The 18,351-nt window shown below is 60.2% G+C and carries 17 protein-coding genes and 3 pseudogenes; 7 read left to right on the top strand and 13 right to left on the bottom strand.

Going from position 1 to position 18,351, the window contains the following annotated elements; all coding sequences use genetic code 11:
• Position 1: 1 nt before the first annotated feature.
• Positions 2 to 721 carry a response regulator gene (locus ACZ1HA_RS15025; RefSeq protein ID WP_375230939.1) on the bottom strand — a complete coding sequence of 240 codons (720 nt, stop codon included), beginning with the start codon at positions 719 to 721 and terminating at the stop codon, positions 2 to 4.
• Between the two features lie 164 nt (positions 722 to 885).
• On the opposite strand from ACZ1HA_RS15025, the gene mce reads away from it, so the two are divergent.
• Together mce and ACZ1HA_RS15015 are read left to right on the top strand one after the other, a co-directional pair.
• The gene (gene mce / locus ACZ1HA_RS15020) at positions 886 to 1,290 is read left to right on the top strand and encodes a methylmalonyl-CoA epimerase (RefSeq protein WP_472714451.1); all 405 of its coding nucleotides are present in this window, start codon (positions 886 to 888) and stop codon (positions 1,288 to 1,290) included.
• A gap of 9 nt (positions 1,291 to 1,299) precedes the next feature.
• Positions 1,300 to 1,596 carry a DUF1467 family protein gene (locus ACZ1HA_RS15015; protein ID WP_472714450.1) on the top strand — a complete coding sequence of 99 codons (297 nt, stop codon included), beginning with the start codon at positions 1,300 to 1,302 and terminating at the stop codon, positions 1,594 to 1,596.
• Here the strand turns inward: ACZ1HA_RS15015 and ACZ1HA_RS15010 are convergent.
• From ACZ1HA_RS15010 to ACZ1HA_RS14995, 4 genes are all read right to left on the bottom strand, one after another.
• Positions 1,532 to 2,251, bottom strand: a complete 720-nt coding sequence (locus ACZ1HA_RS15010) for an EI24 domain-containing protein (RefSeq protein WP_472714449.1) — start codon at positions 2,249 to 2,251, stop codon at positions 1,532 to 1,534. The two genes, ACZ1HA_RS15015 and ACZ1HA_RS15010, sit on opposite strands and share 65 nt — an antisense overlap.
• Positions 2,248 to 2,826, bottom strand: a complete 579-nt coding sequence (locus tag ACZ1HA_RS15005) for a nitroreductase family protein (protein WP_375229811.1) — start codon at positions 2,824 to 2,826, stop codon at positions 2,248 to 2,250. The genes ACZ1HA_RS15010 and ACZ1HA_RS15005 overlap by 4 nt, the downstream gene beginning before the upstream one ends.
• Positions 2,827 to 2,844: 18 nt before the next feature.
• Positions 2,845 to 3,945, bottom strand: a complete 1,101-nt coding sequence (locus ACZ1HA_RS15000; RefSeq protein WP_472714448.1) for a class II histone deacetylase — start codon at positions 3,943 to 3,945, stop codon at positions 2,845 to 2,847.
• 77 nt (positions 3,946 to 4,022) lie between these two features.
• Positions 4,023 to 4,502 carry a VOC family protein gene (locus ACZ1HA_RS14995; RefSeq protein WP_472714447.1) on the bottom strand — a complete coding sequence of 160 codons (480 nt, stop codon included), beginning with the start codon at positions 4,500 to 4,502 and terminating at the stop codon, positions 4,023 to 4,025.
• Between the two features lie 193 nt (positions 4,503 to 4,695).
• On the opposite strand from ACZ1HA_RS14995, the gene ACZ1HA_RS14990 reads away from it, so the two are divergent.
• Positions 4,696 to 5,226, top strand: coding sequence for a hypothetical protein (locus ACZ1HA_RS14990; RefSeq protein ID WP_472714446.1), 531 nt, complete (start codon positions 4,696 to 4,698; stop codon positions 5,224 to 5,226).
• On the opposite strand, the gene trpS is transcribed toward ACZ1HA_RS14990, so the two are convergent.
• The gene (gene trpS, locus ACZ1HA_RS14985; RefSeq protein ID WP_472714445.1) at positions 5,223 to 6,239 is read right to left on the bottom strand and encodes a tryptophan--tRNA ligase; all 1,017 of its coding nucleotides are present in this window, start codon (positions 6,237 to 6,239) and stop codon (positions 5,223 to 5,225) included. The genes ACZ1HA_RS14990 and trpS overlap by 4 nt on opposite strands.
• Positions 6,240 to 6,321: 82 nt before the next feature.
• On the opposite strand from trpS, the gene ACZ1HA_RS14980 reads away from it, so the two are divergent.
• Complete coding sequence (locus ACZ1HA_RS14980; RefSeq protein WP_375229816.1) at positions 6,322 to 7,008, top strand: rhomboid family intramembrane serine protease; 687 nt, start codon at positions 6,322 to 6,324, stop codon at positions 7,006 to 7,008.
• Here the strand turns inward: ACZ1HA_RS14980 and murJ are convergent, their stop codons facing one another.
• The 3 genes and pseudogenes from murJ to ACZ1HA_RS14965 all read right to left on the bottom strand — a co-directional run bounded on the left by murJ (position 7,009) and on the right by ACZ1HA_RS14965 (position 12,511).
• On the bottom strand, positions 7,009 to 8,550 hold the full coding sequence (gene murJ / locus ACZ1HA_RS14975) for a murein biosynthesis integral membrane protein MurJ (protein ID WP_472714444.1): 1,542 nt from the start codon (positions 8,548 to 8,550) through the stop codon (positions 7,009 to 7,011).
• A complete protein-coding gene (locus ACZ1HA_RS14970) occupies positions 8,547 to 11,324 on the bottom strand; it encodes a [protein-PII] uridylyltransferase (protein WP_472714443.1) in 2,778 nt (925 codons plus the stop codon). The genes murJ and ACZ1HA_RS14970 overlap by 4 nt, the downstream gene beginning before the upstream one ends.
• A gap of 9 nt (positions 11,325 to 11,333) precedes the next feature.
• Positions 11,334 to 12,511: pseudogene (locus ACZ1HA_RS14965) on the bottom strand (penicillin-binding protein activator).
• Between the two features lie 75 nt (positions 12,512 to 12,586).
• Here ACZ1HA_RS14965 and rsmI point away from each other — a divergent pair.
• The 3 genes and pseudogenes from rsmI to gshB all read left to right on the top strand — a co-directional run bounded on the left by rsmI (position 12,587) and on the right by gshB (position 14,837).
• Positions 12,587 to 13,443: pseudogene (gene rsmI, locus ACZ1HA_RS14960) on the top strand (16S rRNA (cytidine(1402)-2'-O)-methyltransferase).
• 2 nt (positions 13,444 to 13,445) lie between these two features.
• The gene (locus ACZ1HA_RS14955) at positions 13,446 to 13,826 is read left to right on the top strand and encodes a YraN family protein (RefSeq protein ID WP_472714442.1); all 381 of its coding nucleotides are present in this window, start codon (positions 13,446 to 13,448) and stop codon (positions 13,824 to 13,826) included.
• Between the two features lie 72 nt (positions 13,827 to 13,898).
• Positions 13,899 to 14,837: a glutathione synthase gene (gshB, locus tag ACZ1HA_RS14950; protein WP_472714441.1), complete on the top strand. Its 939-nt coding sequence runs from the start codon at positions 13,899 to 13,901 to the stop codon at positions 14,835 to 14,837.
• 3 nt (positions 14,838 to 14,840) lie between these two features.
• On the opposite strand, the pseudogene ACZ1HA_RS14945 reads toward gshB, so the two are convergent.
• The 4 genes and pseudogenes from ACZ1HA_RS14945 to cobU form a co-directional block, all read right to left on the bottom strand.
• Positions 14,841 to 16,354, bottom strand: a pseudogene (locus ACZ1HA_RS14945) (YifB family Mg chelatase-like AAA ATPase).
• 65 nt (positions 16,355 to 16,419) lie between these two features.
• Entirely contained in the window at positions 16,420 to 17,106 is a 687-nt protein-coding gene (locus ACZ1HA_RS14940) for a glutathione S-transferase (protein ID WP_472714440.1), read from the bottom strand.
• Positions 17,107 to 17,165: 59 nt separating this feature from the next.
• Positions 17,166 to 17,747, bottom strand: coding sequence for a histidine phosphatase family protein (locus ACZ1HA_RS14935; protein WP_472714439.1), 582 nt, complete (start codon positions 17,745 to 17,747; stop codon positions 17,166 to 17,168).
• Positions 17,744 to 18,343 carry a bifunctional adenosylcobinamide kinase/adenosylcobinamide-phosphate guanylyltransferase gene (gene cobU, locus ACZ1HA_RS14930; RefSeq protein WP_375229826.1) on the bottom strand — a complete coding sequence of 200 codons (600 nt, stop codon included), beginning with the start codon at positions 18,341 to 18,343 and terminating at the stop codon, positions 17,744 to 17,746. The genes ACZ1HA_RS14935 and cobU overlap by 4 nt, the downstream gene beginning before the upstream one ends.
• Positions 18,344 to 18,351: the final 8 nt, after the last annotated feature.

Genomic DNA, 18,351 nt, shown 5'->3' with positions numbered 1-18,351 from the left:
GTCAGATCGCCAGTTTTCGCGTCAGCCGCTGTTGTATGAGATCAGAGAGCCGGGCCGCTTCGTTTTTGGCGGACTGTCCGGCGGCACGCTTCGCCGCGATGGCCGCTGCCGCCGCTTCAAGCCCATCGTCACTGGCTGAGCGGGCGACACCGCCGAGGAACTGCGCAACGTAATCCAGTGTTGTCCCATCCGTCTGTTCATCGAGCACACCGGCGATGTGCGCCATGTCATCCTGGAATGCCATGATATCCGGGCTGATCTGATCGTCCGGAAGCTCGCGCAGACCTGCCGGCTGGCGATCGGGCGGCAGATTGGAAAGCACTGACTGCTGGAAAACCGACAGCGAAGTAATCGGCTTTGGCAGGAAATCATCGGCGCCGGCGGCAATGCACAGGGCCTCGCCATCAGGGTCGCCGGATGTTCCCAGGACGACATCGACCCGTGGATCACCGGTTGCCAGTTCCGAGATCAGATCAAGACCGTTGCCATCCGGCAGGCCAATATCCACGATGACCACCGAAGGCCGGTAAACCTGGAGATGTCTGCGGGCCGATTTGATGCAGTCCGCCCGGCGGATACGCGCGCCGCTGCGCAGACACAGAAGCCTCATGGCTTCGCAGGCATAACGGCTGTCTTCGATGACCAGCACAGTCAGACCGAGCAGCGGCCGCAGGGCCGTCGGCGCTGGTATTGCCGGTGCAAAAGGGTCTGTTTCGTCCATCGTTACCTCCAGGCGGGTGACTCGCTTGTACGACTCAGAATGGCGATACTTGGCTAACAGCCGGTTAATTTGCGTTTCCCGCCGTGACTGCGGCGGTGCGTCACTTGCGCAGCGCCCCTCCGCGCAGCATATACGCAGCAGAACTCACCACTGGAGCTGGACAGATGATTGGTCGACTGAATCACGTAGCCATAGCCGTACCCGATCTCGAAGCTGCGTCCGAGCAGTACAGAACGGCGCTGGGTGCCAATGTCGGTGCTCCACAGGATGAGCCGGATCATGGTGTCACGGTCGTTTTCATTGAACTGCCGAACACAAAAATCGAACTGCTTTATCCCCTTGGCGAGAACAGCCCCATTCAGGGCTTTCTGGACAAAAACCCGGCCGGGGGCATTCATCACGTGTGTTACGAGGTCGACAATATTCTGCAGGCACGGGACCATCTGGTGGAAACCGGGGCCCGCGTGCTGGGTACAGGCGAGCCGAAGATCGGCGCACACGGCAAACCCGTGCTGTTCCTGCACCCGAAAGATTTCAATGGCTGTCTTGTAGAGCTTGAGCAGGTCTGAGGAGGCGGTATGGGGATCACATCTGCACTGGTACTTTTTGCGGTCATCTGGTCGATGACGTTCCTGATCGTGCTGCCGATACGGGTCAAAACACAGGGCGATCTGGGGCAGATCGTGCCTGGCACACACGCGGGTGCGCCCGAAGTGCACAACATCGGCAAGAAGGCAAAAATCACCACCGCGATCAGCCTTGTTCTTTGGGCGATTATCTCCGGGATTATCCTGTCTGAGGTTATCTCAGTCAGGGATCTGGACTGGTACGGTCATATGGGGCCTGAGGTGCCAGCCGATGGAACAGATGGGTAAAGGTCGCGGCGCCAAGGATTGGTATCAGCAGGTTCAGCAGCGGAACTGACAGCGGCACTGCCATCAGAATTCCAGCGATCCAGATCCGGATCAGGTGCCGTCTGCGCAGGTCTCTGGCTTTGCGACGCCCTACCCGCCGGATCGCTGCGAGCGTGAAATATTCGCGTCCCAGAAGAAAACCGTTGAGGCCCCAGAAGATAAACGGCGCGAACGGTGCGAAGATGACGTAAAGCACAAGCGCGACCAGGTTCGCGAGGATCAGAACGCCCAGAAAGCTGAAGGTATCACGCAGCGCGTCCGTCAGGGGCACCGGGTGGGCGGGTCCAAGCCTCGGATAGTGCTCATCCTCGACGGCCTGTGCGACGGTTTCCAGAAACATCGAGGTGATGGCCGATGCCACCGGTATCATCAGAAAGATGGAGAGTACTGCGAGCAGAAATGCGGAGCCCCAGCTTGCGAGATCGTTCAGCCAGGTGACTTCGCCGATAAAAGGCAGCGTGGCCTGATCGCCGACGAGCCAGCCGATGAGCCAGACGAAACCTGCCGAAGCGCCAATGAGAAGCGCCAGTGTCAGTGCAATTCCCAGCAAAAAGACACGCCGGAAACGCGGATCGGACAGCTGCCCGAGTGATCGGAAGAACGCGTCAAGGATCATGCCGTTATCCGGGTTGTGATCGCATCGAGTTCCGGCCTGGGTCGTTCCGGCGGCGGTGCAGTTTCTGTCGCAATATGAATGAAGCCTGCAATCCTTTCATGCGCCTCAAGCCCAAGGGCATCCGTCATGAAGCCCCGATCATGGCTGGGCCAGCCCGAAAGCCAGTTAGCGCCCCATCCTGCGGCAAGTGCTGCATTCAGCAGCGCCAGACATACAGCACCGGCGGAATAGGTCTGTTCAAGTGCGGGGATTTTCTCGGATGGTTTTTGAACTTCGATAACGGCCACAGCCAGAAGACCCTGATCAAACTGGTTCCGGCCCTTGGCTGTCTGTTCAGTGTCCAGCCCCAGCGCGGCCCCGCGTGCGCTGACCACATCTGCCAGACGGCCCATGGCGCCGTGTTCGATCACAATGAAACGCCACGGCTCCAGTTTGCCATGATCCGGCGTCCGCGCGGCCGCCTGCAGAAGAGGCGCGAGTTCTGCCGGGTCCGGTACGGGGAGTGTCAGGGTCTTTGCAGGACGCGAGCGCCGTGTCTGAAAGAATTCGGTAGCGCCAGGGTTTGGTGCGGGCATGTAGGTCTCTCCGTTTGCTCAGAGCAGGCTGGCCAGATGATCTATTTCAGATTTCAGAAACGCGTCAAACCTTGGCCCGGGCTGACGGATGCCCAGTGCATGCGCCATCGGATCGGGTGCTGATCTGGAACTGTCTGACAGGGCTTCCAGCGTCGCATGCCCGCAGAAGGGGACATAGACTTCCGAATATCCCCCCTCGTGCACAAGAACGAGGCGTCCGTCACAGAGTGTCTCGGCGGCCTGCCGGACACGTTTGGTCATCTCGCGGAAGGTTTCCGCGGTTGCGAGCATTCTGGCCAAAGGGTCGATGGCTGACGCGTCAAACCCACAGGCAACGATGATCACATCCGGCTGGTAAGCCTCGATCTGTGGCAGAATGACCGTGTCCATCGCGTGCAGATAGGCGGTGTGCCCTGCTCCGGCGGGCAGTGGCAGGTTGACGTTGTATCCCATCCCCGCACCTTTGCCGCGGTCAGTTACGGCCCCGGTATCCAGCGGGTAGTTGCCCTCCTGATGCATCGACAGCGTCAGAACGTCGTCGCGCTCGTAAAAAATCGCTTCTGTCCCGTTGCCGTGATGCACATCCCAGTCGAGCACCACAAAACGTTCCGCCAGACCTTTCGCCCGGGCGGATTCGATTGCGATGGCAATATTGGCCAGCAAACAGAAACCGTTCGGGAAATCCGGCAGGCAATGGTGCCCGGGCGGACGGGACAGGGAATAGGCGTTTGTGACCGCCCCCGTCAGCACATCCTCAAGCGCCGTACGTGCAAGACCGGCGGACAGGGCCGCAATCTCATACCCCCCACGGGCAAAGGGCGTCGCCCGGCCGATCTCGCCACCGCCTGCGTCAGACATCTCTTTGAAACGGGCAAGGTAATGCGCCGGGTGCACGCGCAGCAGCTCGTCACGCGTTGCTGCATCCGCGCTGCGCATGTCCAGGTCGGCTGTAATGCCGGTCACCTCCATCAGGTTTTTCAGGCGGCGTTTGGTTTCCGGATTTTCTGGCAGACCACCCGCCGCGAGAGGCTGAACATGTCCGCCCAGCGGGATCGTGAAAGCGTAATTTCCACCAGCATGCCAGAAACACCGCTCGTCATGGTAAAATCCGGTTGTCATCATCCTGCCCCTGCGCAATTTCTGCCGCGAAACTGACCCATGAGGTCAGAATTGTCCATCGGCCAGCGGCGGCATTGTCACGCGGCTTCGCGGATGATCGCATCGACGTCCAGACGGTCGTTCACCATAGCCAGTGAACCATCGTCCCGTCTGGGCCAGTCCTCGGGTGCGCGGTCCCGGTACAGCTCGATACCGTTGTCATCCGGATCCCGCAGGTAAACCGCTTCGCTGACACCGTGATCGGCTGCACCGTCCAGAGTGTAACCTGCGTCCAGCACGCGTTTGATCACCGCTCCGAGTGCTGCCCGGTCGGGGTAAAGAAACGCACTGTGATACAGACCGGTTGTTCCGTTTGCCGGCGCAGACCCACCCTTGCTGTGCCAGGTGTTGAGACCGATATGATGGTGATATCCGCCTGCACCCAGGAAGGCCGCTTCATTACCAAAGCGCTGTGTCAGCTCGAAGCCAAGCAGATCCCGGTAAAAACCCAGAGCGCGGTCAATGTCTGAGACCTTCAGGTGAATATGTCCTACGGATGGATGTGGTGCTTTGGTCATTCCGGCTTCCTTTTTATGACGCTGGTCATCCTGAAATATTGGCGCAGGTTTGCGTTTGCCAGATGCACGGCTGCGCATCACCTGTGCACTGCTGCAACTGAAGCATCGGCAGTTTTTCGCTTTATACGGGAGGTGGCTGAGACAGATTGCGCTAGGTGTGCTATTTTCTCCTTTGTTCTGAGGGGGTAAGGAAATGTCACGTTTTGCGAAACTGCCAACGTTGCCTGAACTGATGCAAACCGTCACGCAATCCAGACACACAGGGCTCGTCGCTCTGTGTGCTGCAATTGTGCTCAGTATTGCGGTGTTGTGGACGGCGTTTTTCTTTATTGTCGTGTCCGGACTGATCGGCGCAGGCGCCGGAATCTGGCTGCATTTCGGTCAGAACAGAGATAACCCGGTCCAGGTACTGCGCCCGGTGCGATGGATGAAACGCACAACAATTGTCTTTCTTGTCAGCGCCGCCGGATTGCTGTTCTCACTCGGTCTGTTTTTCTCTGGTCTTTTCACACCGGATTCCAGACCGGTGTTGTCCGGCCTGTATATGACAGGCGCAAACGGTCTGTTTTCTTTCAGTGCAGCGTTCTTTACTGCCGGGCTTCTGGTCGTCGCAGATGCCCGGGAACGGATGCTGGCCGCCGATCCGGTACAGATGCACAGCTGGCATCAGACCGCGCGCCCGGTCAGCTTCACGTTTCTGCTGCGCAGCCTGCGGAAGGCTTAACGCACCATCCCCATGATTTCGTAAGTGCGTGCCAGAATCGGTGCGGTGATTGCGCGTGCCTGCTCTGCGCCGCGTGCCAGGATACGGTCGATCTCTGACGGATCGTTCATCAGTCGTGCCATCTCTCCGGAAATCGGCGACAGTTTTGACACGGCCAGCTCTGCCAGCTGCGGTTTAAAAGTGCCGAACTGCTGACCGCCTACGTCCTTCAGCACGTCCTCAACGCTTTGCTCGCTCAGGGCGGCATAGATGTTCACGAGGTTCCTTGCTTCGGGCCGGTCTTCGAAGCCGGCGACCTCAGATGGCAGCGCGTCGGGGTCCGTTTTGGCCTTGCGGATCTTCTTTGCGATTGTGTCTGCGTCATCGGTCATGTTGATGCGGCTCGCATCCGAAGGATCGGACTTTGACATCTTCTTTGACCCGTCGCGCAGGCTCATCACACGCGTTGCGGCCCCTTCGATCACCGGTTCGGTGATCGGGAAGAAGTCCACGCCATAGTCATGGTTAAACTTGGTTGCGATGTCGCGCGTCAGTTCAAGGTGCTGCTTCTGATCTTCGCCCACAGGGACATGGGTGGCATGATAGATCAGGATGTCGGCGGCCATCAGTGCCGGATAGCCAAACAGACCCAGTGACACGTTCTGTGCGTTCTTGCCTGCTTTGTCCTTGAACTGGGTCATCCGCTGCATCCAGCCCATGCGGGCGACGCAGGAAAAGACCCAGCCCAGCTGGGCATGTTCAGGCACCTGGCTCTGATTGATCAGAATCGATTTTTCGGGGCTCAGCCCGGATGCAATAAAGCCCGCCGCCAGTTCGCGGGTGTTCCGCGTGAGATCTGCAGGGTCCTGCCATACGGTGACGGCATGCAGGTCAACCATGCAATAGACCGTCTCGATCCCTTCGTCCTGCATCTGGACAAAACGCTTGATGGCGCCCAGATAGTTGCCCAGCGTCAGACCGCCCGACGGCTGGATGCCGGAAAAGACGCGCGGTGTGAATTGCGGGGTGGTCATGCTGTGGCTCCATTCCTGACTGGCAATACGGCTGGGCGTGGCTTACCCATGGGGCACAGTATCGTCAAGGAATGCCACGCATATGGATGACTATCGCGAAGCGCCGCCGGTAAACCCACTGCCGCCTGTTGTGGTGGTCCTGTTTCTGGCTATGGCCATTCCCGAGGCGCTGTTCTCTCTGGGAGCGGCCGGTCTGCTGGGTGGCCCGGAAGCCGTGGGCTGGCGGTTGGACTATGTCCAGCGCTATGCGTTTTCCGGCGATATCTTTGACTGGATGGTCCTGAACGGGCGCTGGCCCTCTGAACATCTGCTGCGGTTCGTGACCTACAGCTTTGTGCATTCCGGTTTTACTGCGGCTCTCTTTGCAATTGTGCTGACCCTTGCGCTGGGAAAAATGGTCGGCGAGACGCTGGGACAGCTTGCGGTGGTCGTGCTGTTTTTCGGTGGTGCTGTGTTCGGCGCACTGATCTATGGGCTGCTGCTGAACGATCCGGCGTGGATCGTCGGCGGCTTTCCGGCCGTTTACGGGCTGATCGGCGGATATTCGTTTGTGATGTGGCTGAAACTCAGTCTGGCGGGAGAGCAGCAGATGCGCGCCTTTTCTCTGATCGCCATGCTCATGGGACTGCAACTGATCTGGGGTGTCTTTTTTGGCCCCTCGACAGAATGGGTGGCCGATCTGGCCGGTTTTGCCTTTGGCTTTTTAGCTTCTGCCCTGCTGGTGCCCGGCGGGATGACACGCCTGATCCGGGCGCTGCGCCGGGACTGATCAGCGCCGTCGCAGGGCGGCTCGGAATTCAGCGATACGGAATGCGCCGATCAGCTGGCCCATACCGAAATAGACCAATACGCCAATGCCGATGAGCGCGGCCAGTGCGAGCGCGCGCCACCACGGCATACCGAGGAACGGATTGAGAATGGACGCGGCACTCCAGAGTACAAGCGCCATCACGACAGAGGCGACGACCATGCGCCAGATACGCTGGCGGAACCGGTCGTCGAAACGTGCAACCTCGCCGTACTGTCGCGCACCGGTCTGCAGCAACAGCACCATCGCCCAGGCGGCCACCGTTGTAGCGATCGCCGGGGCCAGCCAGCCGATCACGGGAGCCAGTCCGATGGCCAGCCCTGCGTTGATCACCATTGATACCACTGCGTAGTGAAACGGCCGCCGCGTATCCTCGCGGGCAAAATAGAGCGGTTGCAGGATCTTCTGCAGCACAAAGGCCGGCAGACCCAGGCCGTAGATCGCCACAGCGCTGGCAATGGCGGCGCTGTCGTCAGTGGTCGCGGCACCCCGTTCGAACAGCACAGAAACAAGAGGGAACGGAATGACGATCAGCGCGAAAGCTGCCGGGATCGTCAGCGCCAGCGATATCTCGCCAGCACGGCTCAGAGCGATACGGGCACCGGTATCATCCTGTGCCTGCAGCTTGCGCGACAGATCGGGCAACAGAACCACCCCCACGGCGATACCGACAACCCCCAGTGGCAGCTGATAAAGACGGTCGGCGGCAAAGAGCCAGCCCACAGCCTTGTCAAAGTAACTGGCGACCTGCTGGCCAACGAGCAGATTGATCTGGACCACGCCACCGGCAAGTGCCGCGGGCACGGCCACGCGTATCAGGTTCCGCATCTGAGGTGTCAGGCGTGGCCGCCGGATGCTGATATTGAACCCGGCACGCCGGACCGCAACCCAGAGCAGGATAAACTGGGCAACCCCGGCAAGCGGAATGGCCCAGATCAGGGCGCGCGCGATGTCACCGCCAAGGGTCGCCGCAGCGAACATCGCGGCGATCAGAAAGATATTCAGCAGAACCGGCGCCGCAGCAGCTGCCGCAAAGCGGCCGGACGCATTCAGCATGCCGGACAGCAAGGCGGCTAGCGAAATGAAGAGCACATAGGGAAAAGCGACGCGCCCGAACTCCACGGACAACGTAAACTCTTCCTGCCCGGCAAAACCTGATGCGATTCCGTAAATCAGCCAGGGCATCGCGGCCATCGCCACGAGGGTCAGGGCAATCAGGACGGAAGCCAGCCCGGCAAAGGCGTCCGAAGCAAACCCGTCCGGATCATCGCCACTTTCGACACGTTTGGAAAACATCGGCACGAAGGCCATGTTGAATGCGCCCTCGGCAAAGAACCGGCGAAACATATTGGGCAGGCGGAAGGCCACCACATAGGCCTGATAGAGCGGTCCTGTACCCAGATAAGCGAGGATCATGGCATCGCGGATGAATCCCAGCACGCGCGACATCAGGGTCCAGCCGCCGACGGTGAAGAAGCCGGACATCAGGCGGATGGGCTTCACTCTCTGGCCCTTTCGACACCTTCATCGATGGCTTGCAGCAGCTTTTTCTCGAGTGTGCGCTGTTTGCTCTCGGAATGGTACTTCAGGCCGAACATGTCCTTGACGTAGAAGGTGTCCACGACCTGTTCGCCATAGGTCGCGATCACAGCATTGGCGATATACACGTTGGAGGCTGCCAGCGTGCGCGCCAGATCATAAAGCAGGCCTGGCCGGTCCCGTGTATCCACCTCGATGATCGTGTAGATTTCTGAACCTTCGTTGTCGAAGGTGATATGCGTGGGCACGCGGAAGGCGCGTTCGCGTTTCTTGACCTTGTCGCGGTCTTTCAGGGCGTCCCGCGCCACAACCTCGCCCATCAGCGTCCGTTCGATCATCCGGCGCAGACGCGGCAGGCGCGAGGCGTCATAGGGGTTTCCGTCCGCGTCCTGGATCCAGTAGGCGTCTGTGACGAACCCGTCCTTGGTCGTGTAGCTGCGCGCGTCCACAACGTTTGCACCAACAAGCGCAAGTGCACCGGCGAGACGGGTGAAAATACCCGGGTGGTCGGCCATGACAAAGCAGGCGCGCGTGGCATCCCGGTCTTCGTCGGGGTGCAGGTCGATGCGGATTTCGTCTTCTTTGATGTCGCGCAGCATCCCGGCAAAGGTGGCATGTGCGGTGACATGCAGCCCCTGCCAGTAGGGGTCGTAATGACGCGCGGTCTCTGCCTGCAGATCCTTGCGGGGCCAGTCGCTGAGCGCCTCGCGCAGAGCGCGTTTGGCCTCGGCCCCGCGGTTTTCGCGGTTAAGATCCTCAAGCCCTGTTTCCAGCGCCTTGCGGGTCTGACGGTAAAGCGCGCGGATCAGCACCGCCTTCCAGTTGTTCCAGGTGTCCGGCCCCACGCCGCGGATATCGCAAACGGTCAGGACACAGAGCAGATCGAGCCTTTTGACCTCCCGTACCGCCTTGGCAAATTCACGTACTGTCCGCGGGTCTGCGATGTCACGCTTCTGGGCCATGTCCGACATCAGCAGATGATAGCGGACCAGCCATTCGACGGTGTCGGTGTCCGCCTTGTTCAGCCCCAGCCGGGGTGCGATCTTCCGTGCCATCTGGGCACCGAGAATGGAGTGATCCTCGGGACGCCCTTTGGCGATGTCATGCAACAGCAGGGCGGTGTAAAGCACCTTACGGTTCACACCTTCCTTGAGGATCGAGGAGGCCACCGGCAGGTCCTCCTCCAGCTCTCCCCGCTCAATCTGGCTCAGCGTCGTCACGCACTGAATGATGTGCTCGTCCACAGTATAGGAGTGATACATGTTAAACTGCATCATCGCGACGATGAACTCGAATTCTGGGATGAATGCGCCCAGCACGCCCAGCTCGTTCATCCGCCGCAGCGCACGCTCCGGGTTTCCGTGTTTGAGCAGAAGATCAAAGAAAATGCGCCGCGCTTCGGGTGAGGTGCGCATGTCGTCATCGATCAGGTCGAGGTTTGCCTTTACCAGCCGCATGGCATCGGGGTGGATCAGCATGCCCGTTCTCAGGCCCTCTTCGAACACCCGCAACAGGTTCAGTTTGTCGGACAGAAAGGCCGTGTCGTCGCTGATCGCAAGCCGGTTGTGAACCACCTTGTAGCCCTCGCGGGTGCGCGGACGACGCCGGAATATCCGCTCCAGCAGCGGGTCGGCTTTGACGTGGTCGGCTTCCATTTTCGTCAGGAAGATGCGGGTCAGATCGCCCACCTCAGTGGCATGCAGAAAGAAGGCCTGCATGAAAATTTCAACGCCCCGCCTGCCGGTTGCGTCCTCATAGCCCATGGCCTCGGCCACCTGGACCTGCATATCAAAGGTCAGCTGCTCTGTTGGCCGGCCGCTCAGCAGGTGCAGGTGCCCCCGCACAGCCCACAGAAAACTCTCAGCGGATACAAAATTCTCATATTCTTCAGCAGTAAAGACGCCGAGACGCACGAGCTCGGCGGTGTCCTTGACCCCGTGCACGTATTTGGCAATCCAGTAGAGCGACTGAAGATCGCGCAGACCGCCCTTGCCCTCTTTGACGTTGGGTTCAACAACGTACCTCTGACCGTGCTTTTTGTGACGGGTCTCGCGTTCAGCCAGTTTGGCTTCGACGAACGCACGTTCTGATCCGGCGAAAAGTTCTTCGCGCAGTTTCCTGCCGAGTTTTTCAGCCAGCTCTTTGTCTCCTGCCAGATACCGTTGTTCCAGCAGTGCCGTGCGGATGGTAAAATCCTCGCCCCCCAGTCGCAGGCACTCTTTGATGGTCCGGCTGGCGTGGCCGACCTTCAGTTTGAGGTCCCACAGCATGTACAGCATCGTTTCGATGACGCTTTCCGCCCAGGGGGTCATTTTGTAGGGCGTCAGGAACAGGAGATCGACATCGGAAAAGGGGGCCATTTCGCCCCGGCCATACCCCCCGACCGCGATCACGGAAAGATGCTCGCCCGAAGTGGGGTTGGGACGCCGGTGCAGGACTTCAGTCGCAACCCAAAGAACGGTGCGTACCAGCTCATCTGTCAGATAGGTATAGGCCCGCGTCATCGGCCGCGCCGCAAACGGGTTTTCGGCAAATGCCCGTGCTATAGCCTCCCGGCCCGACGTTTGCGCATCCCGTAATGCGGAAACTGTTTCCGCGCGGGTCTCGGCATCCGTCAGATCCCGGTCAAAAGCCTGCCGCAGCCGCGCCATTACCCTGTCGCGGTCAAAAACAGCCTCAGTCGGGCAGATCAGATCGGGTGTGTCCGCAGGGGCCTCCTGCGGTTCTGTGAGAGACATGCGGGTGCCTTACAAACCTGCTCCGCCAAAAGTGGCCGGTGCGGGGCTTAGGATTTCGACCTGCGCATTGTTAACCGTCGCAACTGCCAGACCACGTTCGTTGGTGCCGTTGGGCAGCAGCCGGAAGATGCCGCTGGCACCCCGATAGCCTGCGCTTTGCGTCAGGGCCGCGCCTGTCAGGGCGTCGCTGTTTCCCTGGCTGACCAATGCGCCGATGGCGGCAATACCATCGAACGCGAGGCCGCCGATCGGGTGGGGCGATGATCCGTAGGCGGCCTGGTATTTGCCGCTGAACAGGGACGTGGCGCCTGGGTCAGGTACGGCAAACCAGCCCCCTGGACACCCGGCAGGCTGAGCGTCTGTGGGGGAATGTCCCACCGTGTCAGCCCGATGAACTGAGCCTCCGGGCTCGATACGCCCGCTTCAGGCAAAAGCTGTGACAGAAGCGGCAGGGCGGTTGCCGTGTCTGTTGTCATGAACACTGCGTCCGCGCCGGCGGACTGGACTGTGTCTTTGATATTCGGGATGGCTGCAATGACATCCTGCTGTGACAGCGCGTAGCTGACGGTTCCGGCCACCGACGCGCCCTGCGCGCTCACGGCGCGCTGGATTGCATCGCGCCCCTGAGAGCCGGCGGAGTCCTGCCCGTGCACGATCACAAACCGGCTTTTCCCCTGGGCGCGGGCAAAGGCTGTCATGCGGTTTGCAGTGTTCTGGAAGGTCTGGCCAAGAACAAAAACGTTGCCACCGGCAATGGCCGCATTGTTGGAAAAGGCCAGCACGTTCACGTTGTCATCTGCAACGGCCACACCGACCGCGTTCGCGGCGGCCGCAAATACCGGACCCAGGATGATTTTTGCACCGTCATCGACCGCCTGTTCCGCTGCGTTGGCGGCGACCGTTGCGTTTGCAGCTGTGGGGTATACCCGCAGGTCAATCTGCACACCGTTCAGGTCACGCATGGCCAGACGGGCCGCATTTTCAAGACTTTGCGCCAGAATATCGTTCGTGACATTTCCCGACCCTGACGGCACGAGCAGTGCGACGGGTACGGGTTTTGATGTGTTGATCGTCGCGCCGGTTCCGAGACCACCCGGGATGGGTTCACAGGCGGCCAGGGCGAGCGCAGCCAGCGGCAGGGTCAGCCGGCTCAGAAGCTTGCGGGCGGCAGGGAAAACGGCAAACATAAGCGATACTCCGGTCATTGCGCATTCTGCGCAGATTTCCGGCAATCATAAACGTCACGAAAGGCGGGTCCAGCTTTGAATTTCCAAAAAGTGCCACTCGCTGCCGGGGTCTGGTTCGTAGGTGTGCCGATTGGTACGGCGCGTGACATCACGCTGCGTGCGCTTGATGTTCTGGCATCAGCTGATGTCCTGGCAGCTGAAGATACCCGCAGCCTGCGCAAACTGATGGATATTCACGGCGTTCCCCTGGACGGGCGGCGGATCATTGCACTGCATGATCACAGCAGCGAGGCGGTTACCGGCGAGTTGCTGGAAGCCGTACGCGCGGGGCGTTCGGTTGCCTATGCTTCTGAAGCGGGAATGCCGCTGATTGCCGATCCCGGTTTCGGCCTCGCGCGCGATGCAGCAGCTGAGGGGCTGGTTGTCACGTCGGCTCCGGGCCCCTCTGCTGTGTTGACAGCGCTGGTTCTGGCGGGGCTTCCCACAGACGCCTTTTTCTTTGCCGGGTTCCTGCCAAATGCGGCGGGCGCGCGGCGCGGGGCGCTGGAAAGCCTCAGGGATGTTCCCGGTACACTCGCATTCTACGAATCCCCGAAGCGTGTGGGCGCGATGCTGAGCGATGCCGCGCGGGTTTTGGGGGCGACCGGCCTGCCGCCGTGTGTCGCGAACTGACAAAGAAGTTCGAAGAGGTCCGCAGGGGCACGCTTGCGGAGCTGGCAGGCGCGTTTTCGGGCGAAAAGGTCAAAGGCGAAATCGTCGTGCTGATTGATCGGGCCCGGTCACAACCTGTTAGTACTTCAGGCATAGAAGAAGACCTCAGGACCGCTTTGGGCAGTATGTCGATGCGCGATGCGGTTGATATGATCGCGCAGGCCAATGACCTGCCGCGACGCCAGGTGTACCAGCTGGCACTTGCCATGACGAAGGAGTGAGCATGACGGTGGCGACGGAACGGCGGACCAGAGGCCAGGTCAGTTTTCACGCAGGTCTTGCCGCCGAGGAAATCGTCAGCCGTGCTTATCTGGATCGCGGCTACGCATTGGTAAAAAAGCGCTGGCGTGGCCAGGCCGGGGAAATCGACCTGATTTTCCGCCGAAACGGGGGGCTGGTGTTTACTGAGGTAAAGAAAAGCCGCTCGCTGGACCAGGCCGCGCTGCGCATAACAGCGCGTCAGATTGCCCGGATTTCCGCCGCTGCGATGGAATTCGCCGCGCATGAGCCGCAGGGATTGCTGACCGAGATGCGCTTTGATGCGGCTCTGGTGGACGGAAATGGTGCGCTACGGGTTTTGCCGAATGCGTTCGCTCCGGGGTGATGAATTCTCTTCGGGCCATTGCGCTGCCGTGAATCCTGTCCCATTTAGTGGGGGCTAACAGAGGGAGCGGCCATGAAAATCGCCTTTCAGATGGACCCGATCGGGGACGTAGACATCAACGCGGACAGTTCGTTCCGCCTTGCCGAGGAGGCGCAGGCGCGCGGCCACAGCCTGTTTTTTTATACACCGGATCATCTGGCCTATCAGGAAGGGCGGATCACGGCGCGTGGTCACGACCTCCGGGTGCAGCGTGTTCAGGGCGAACACGCGGAACTGGGGCCGGAAAAGGAAGTCGACCTTGCGGATTTTGACGTCGTCTGGCTGCGTCAGGACCCCCCGTTTGATATGCACTACATCACGTCGACGCATCTGCTGGACCGGCTGGCCCCGGAAACGCTTGTCGTGAATGATCCTTTCTGGGTGCGGAATTACCCGGAAAAACTGCTGGTGCTGGATTTTCCCGATCTCACGCCGCCGACGACGATTGCGCGGGACCTCGAGACAATCAAGGCATTCAAGCAAAAGCATGGTGATGTCATCCTCAAGCCGCTCTACGGCAATGGCGGCGCCGGCGTTTTCCGCCTTGATGCGGCGGACCGGAACCTGACCTCGCTGCATGAGCTTTTCACGGGGTTTTCGCGGGAGCCGCTCATTGTGCAGAAATTTCTGCCCGATGTATCCAACGGAGACAAACGGGTTATTCTGGTCGATGGGGAAGCCGCGGGCGCTATCAACCGTGTGCCTGCTGCAGGCGAGACAAGGTCCAATATGCACGTCGGCGGGCGGCCTGAGAAAATCGGGCTTACCGACCGTGATCTGGAAATCTGTGCGGCAATCGGGCCATTGCTCAGGGAAAAAGGGCAGGTCTTTGTGGGCATAGACGTCATCGGTGATTACCTGACAGAGATCAACGTGACGTCGCCCACAGGCATCCAGGAACTTGAGCGCTTTGATGGCGCGAACATTGCGGAAAAGATCTGGCTTGCCATCGAACGGCGGGCGGGTGGCTGAACGTCAGGGCCGCGCCGGTGTGACGAGCCGGAAGCTGACGGCCTCCGCGATGTGAGGTTGCCTGACGTCCGCTGAGCCGTCCAGATCGGCGATTGTCCGGGCCACACGCATGACACGGTGATATCCGCGTGCTGTCAGGCTGAACTTTTCGGCCACACGCACCAGCAGATCACGGCCTTCGCTGTCGGGTGCTGCGATTTCTTCGAGGGCCTCGCCTGCGGCATCGGCATTTGTGCGCATGTGTGCCCGGCCCTCGTAACGGTCCTGTTGCACCGCCAGAGCCGTGGCAACCCGGGCGGCGACTGTTTCGGTGCTGTCGCCACTGTCCGGCAGGTTCAGGTCTGTATAGCGCACCGGGGGCACCTCGACCCGCAGGTCAAAGCGGTCCATCAGCGGACCTGAGATCCGGCCAAGATAGTCTGCGCCGCAGTCCGGAACCCGTGCACAGGCGCGGTCCGGATCTGTCATGAACCCGCAGCGACAGGGGTTGGCAGCTGCGACTAGCATAAAGCGACAGGGGTAGCGGACATGCGCATTGGCCCGGGAAATCATCACCTCGCCGGTCTCCAGCGGCTGGCGCAGGGTTTCCAGGACATTGCGCTGGAATTCAGGGAACTCATCCATGAAGAGCACCCCATTATGCGCAAGTGACACTTCACCAGGGCGTGCAATCCGGCCACCACCGATGATGGCTGCCATCGAGGAGGTGTGATGCGGATCGCGGAAAGGGCGTGCGCGGGAAATACCACCTGCATCCAGCAGACCGGCAACAGAGTGGATCATAGATGTTTCAAGCGCCTCGCGCGGCGTCAGGGGGGCAGGATGCTGTGCAGCCTGCGGGACAGCATGGATTTCCCAGACCCCGGTGGGCCCACAAACAGCAGGTGATGCCGGCCGGCGGCAGCGATCTCAAGCGCACGTTTCGCCCGTTCCTGCCCCTTCACATCGCGCAGATCGGTTTCAGCAACGGGGTGCGTGACTTCGCCTGGCTGGGACGGTGCGATGGGGACCTGGCCGCTGAAGTGACGGATGACATCGCCCAGCGTTTTGGGCGCGATCACCTGTGCTCCGCTGACCCAGGCGGCCTCGCGCCCGCAATCTGCGGGGCATAGCAGTGTCATATCGCTTTCCGATGCTGTGACGGCTGCGGGAAGACTGCCCGCCACCGGAACAAGCCCGCCATCCAGCGACATTTCCCCCAGCGCCACGACCGTGCGGGCCACATCGGACGGAACGATTTCCATTGCTGCCAGCAGAGACAGCGCAATTGGGAGATCAAAGTGGCTGCCTTCTTTGGGCAGGTCTGCGGGGCTGAGGTTGATTGTGATCTTTTTAGCGGGGAAAGCTATCGCCATGCCGGCAAGCGCGGAACGCACGCGGTCCCGTGCTTCGGAAACCGCTTTGTCCGGCAGACCGACGATGCTGAACCCGGGCAGGCCCGGCGTGAGCGAACACTGTACCTGAACCAGGCAGGCGTCCACGCCGCGAAATGCCACGGAATGAGTGTGAGTGATCATGAGGTCCCCGCAACCGGCTGTTTGTGGTTAACGCTACCGTCACCACTGTTACCGAACGGTTAACGTCAGCTCACCTCTGGCCAGGGTCTGGTCTTGGCAGTCACAGGATAGGGGAAGGGATCATAGGTTTTCTTCAGCCCCTCTGTGCGCCACGCGATGAAAGCCTGATCCGAGATTGTACGCTCACAATAGGCCGAAGCGAACGCCGTCATGGGCAGATCGTAACCGACCATGCGCGCGGCGACCGGCGCATAAAAAACATCCGCCAGACTGTATTCACCGAACAGCCAGTCACCCTGATCACCGGAACGGCTCCGTGCCCAGGCCCAAAGCGTTTCAATCCGGTCCAGATCTGCACGCACTCCGTCGGAGACGTGAAACCCCTCGTTCACATGAAAAAGCTGCATGGGGCATTCAGAACGCAGTGCGCTGAAACCACTAGCCATCTCGGCGCAGAGCCACCGTGCCGCGGATCGCAGGCCCGCATCCTGCGGCCAGTGACCGGCGTCGGGGTGGCGTTCCGCCAGCGTCTCTGCCATGGCGAGTGTTTCACCCACGACGTCACCTTCCGGCGTCTGCATGACCGGGACCAGACGCGCTGGAGCAAGAGGGGCCAGATCGCTCTGCATTGTGCCGGAATACAGTCCCAGCAGATGGGTGTTGAAAGAGAGGCCGAACTTTTCAAGCATCAGCCAGCCGCGCAAGGACCAGGTCGAGAATGCCTGGTCGCCAATATAAAGATCATAAGTCATGACCGGACGCTATTACGTGCGGTCAGCTGTCGGCAAATGGTCAATTGTGGTGTGCAGGATCACGGAAGGTGATTGATTACACCGGGTGTTCCAGTGTCGCCCTGCCATGTGATGCTGGTGACGGACAGATTGTCGATCGGCTGCGCCAGGGCATCGTAGGGCGCGACCCGCAGCGCCCGCTGAAGCTGGGTCAGAATGACGCCGAAATGCGCAACGGCGATAATATGGGTGTTCGGATAGGCAGCATTAAGCCGGCTTACAACACTGTCGACACGGGCAGAGGTCCCGTTCCAGCTTTCGCCGTCAGGTGCGCTGACATCGCCGGGCTCCTCCCAGAACAACCGGCTGAGTTCCGGGTCCCTTTCAGCGACATCGCGAAAATGCATGCCATCCCAGACGCCGAAATGCATCTCCCGCAGGTCAGGGTCATGGGGCAACCGCTGGTGGCCCTGGCCCGAAATGGCATCGGCAGTGGCTGATGCCCGGATCAGATCGGATGAAATCACCAGCGCCTCTTCCGGCAGATGCGCCCGCAGGCGGCTGATCTGAGCCTCGTCAGAAAGATCAGCGGGCACGTCCCGCCAGCCGACAAAGGACTTCTGGTGGGTCGGCCCATGGCGGACCCAGTGCCAGGTCGTCATGGCAGCGATCCTTTCAGTACCTGTGGCAGCCCGGCCGTGACCAGAACCGCAAGATCAGAAGCCGCTGCAAGGGCGATGTTCAGCCGTCCCTGTTCCTCCCGGAACCGGCGGGCCAGCGTATTGTCCGGCACAATGCCATGGCCGACTTCATTGGAGACGATGATTATTGGGGCGGCGCAAGCTTCTATGCCACGGATCAGACGCTGGCGTTCCGCAACAGGATCCATTTCGTCCAGAATCACGTTGGTGAGCCACATTGTCGCGCAGTCGATGAGAACGCCCTGCGACTTCTCCAGTGTGCTCAGGATACGCTCGGGGTAAATATCTTGCTCAAAATTGCGCCATTCTTCACATCTGCGCGATTTATGCACCTCCACCCGCATTTTTATTTCGTCATCAAAAACCCGGGACGTGGCAAGGTAAACAGGTTCTAAACCACTGGTTAACAAAAGGTTTTCCGCAAACGCCGATTTTCCCGAGGCGGCCCCACCTAGAACGAAACTCAGTTTTGGCAACATTTTATAAACCTTTGCGGTGAACCAATCGGGTGTATGGTGCGTATCTATATCAATTGTGCACGGCAAGGTGTGCTTCATCTGACTGG

Source organism: Roseobacter sp. S87, assembly GCF_055693285.1.
This window is presented reverse-complemented; position numbering and strand designations above follow the sequence as displayed.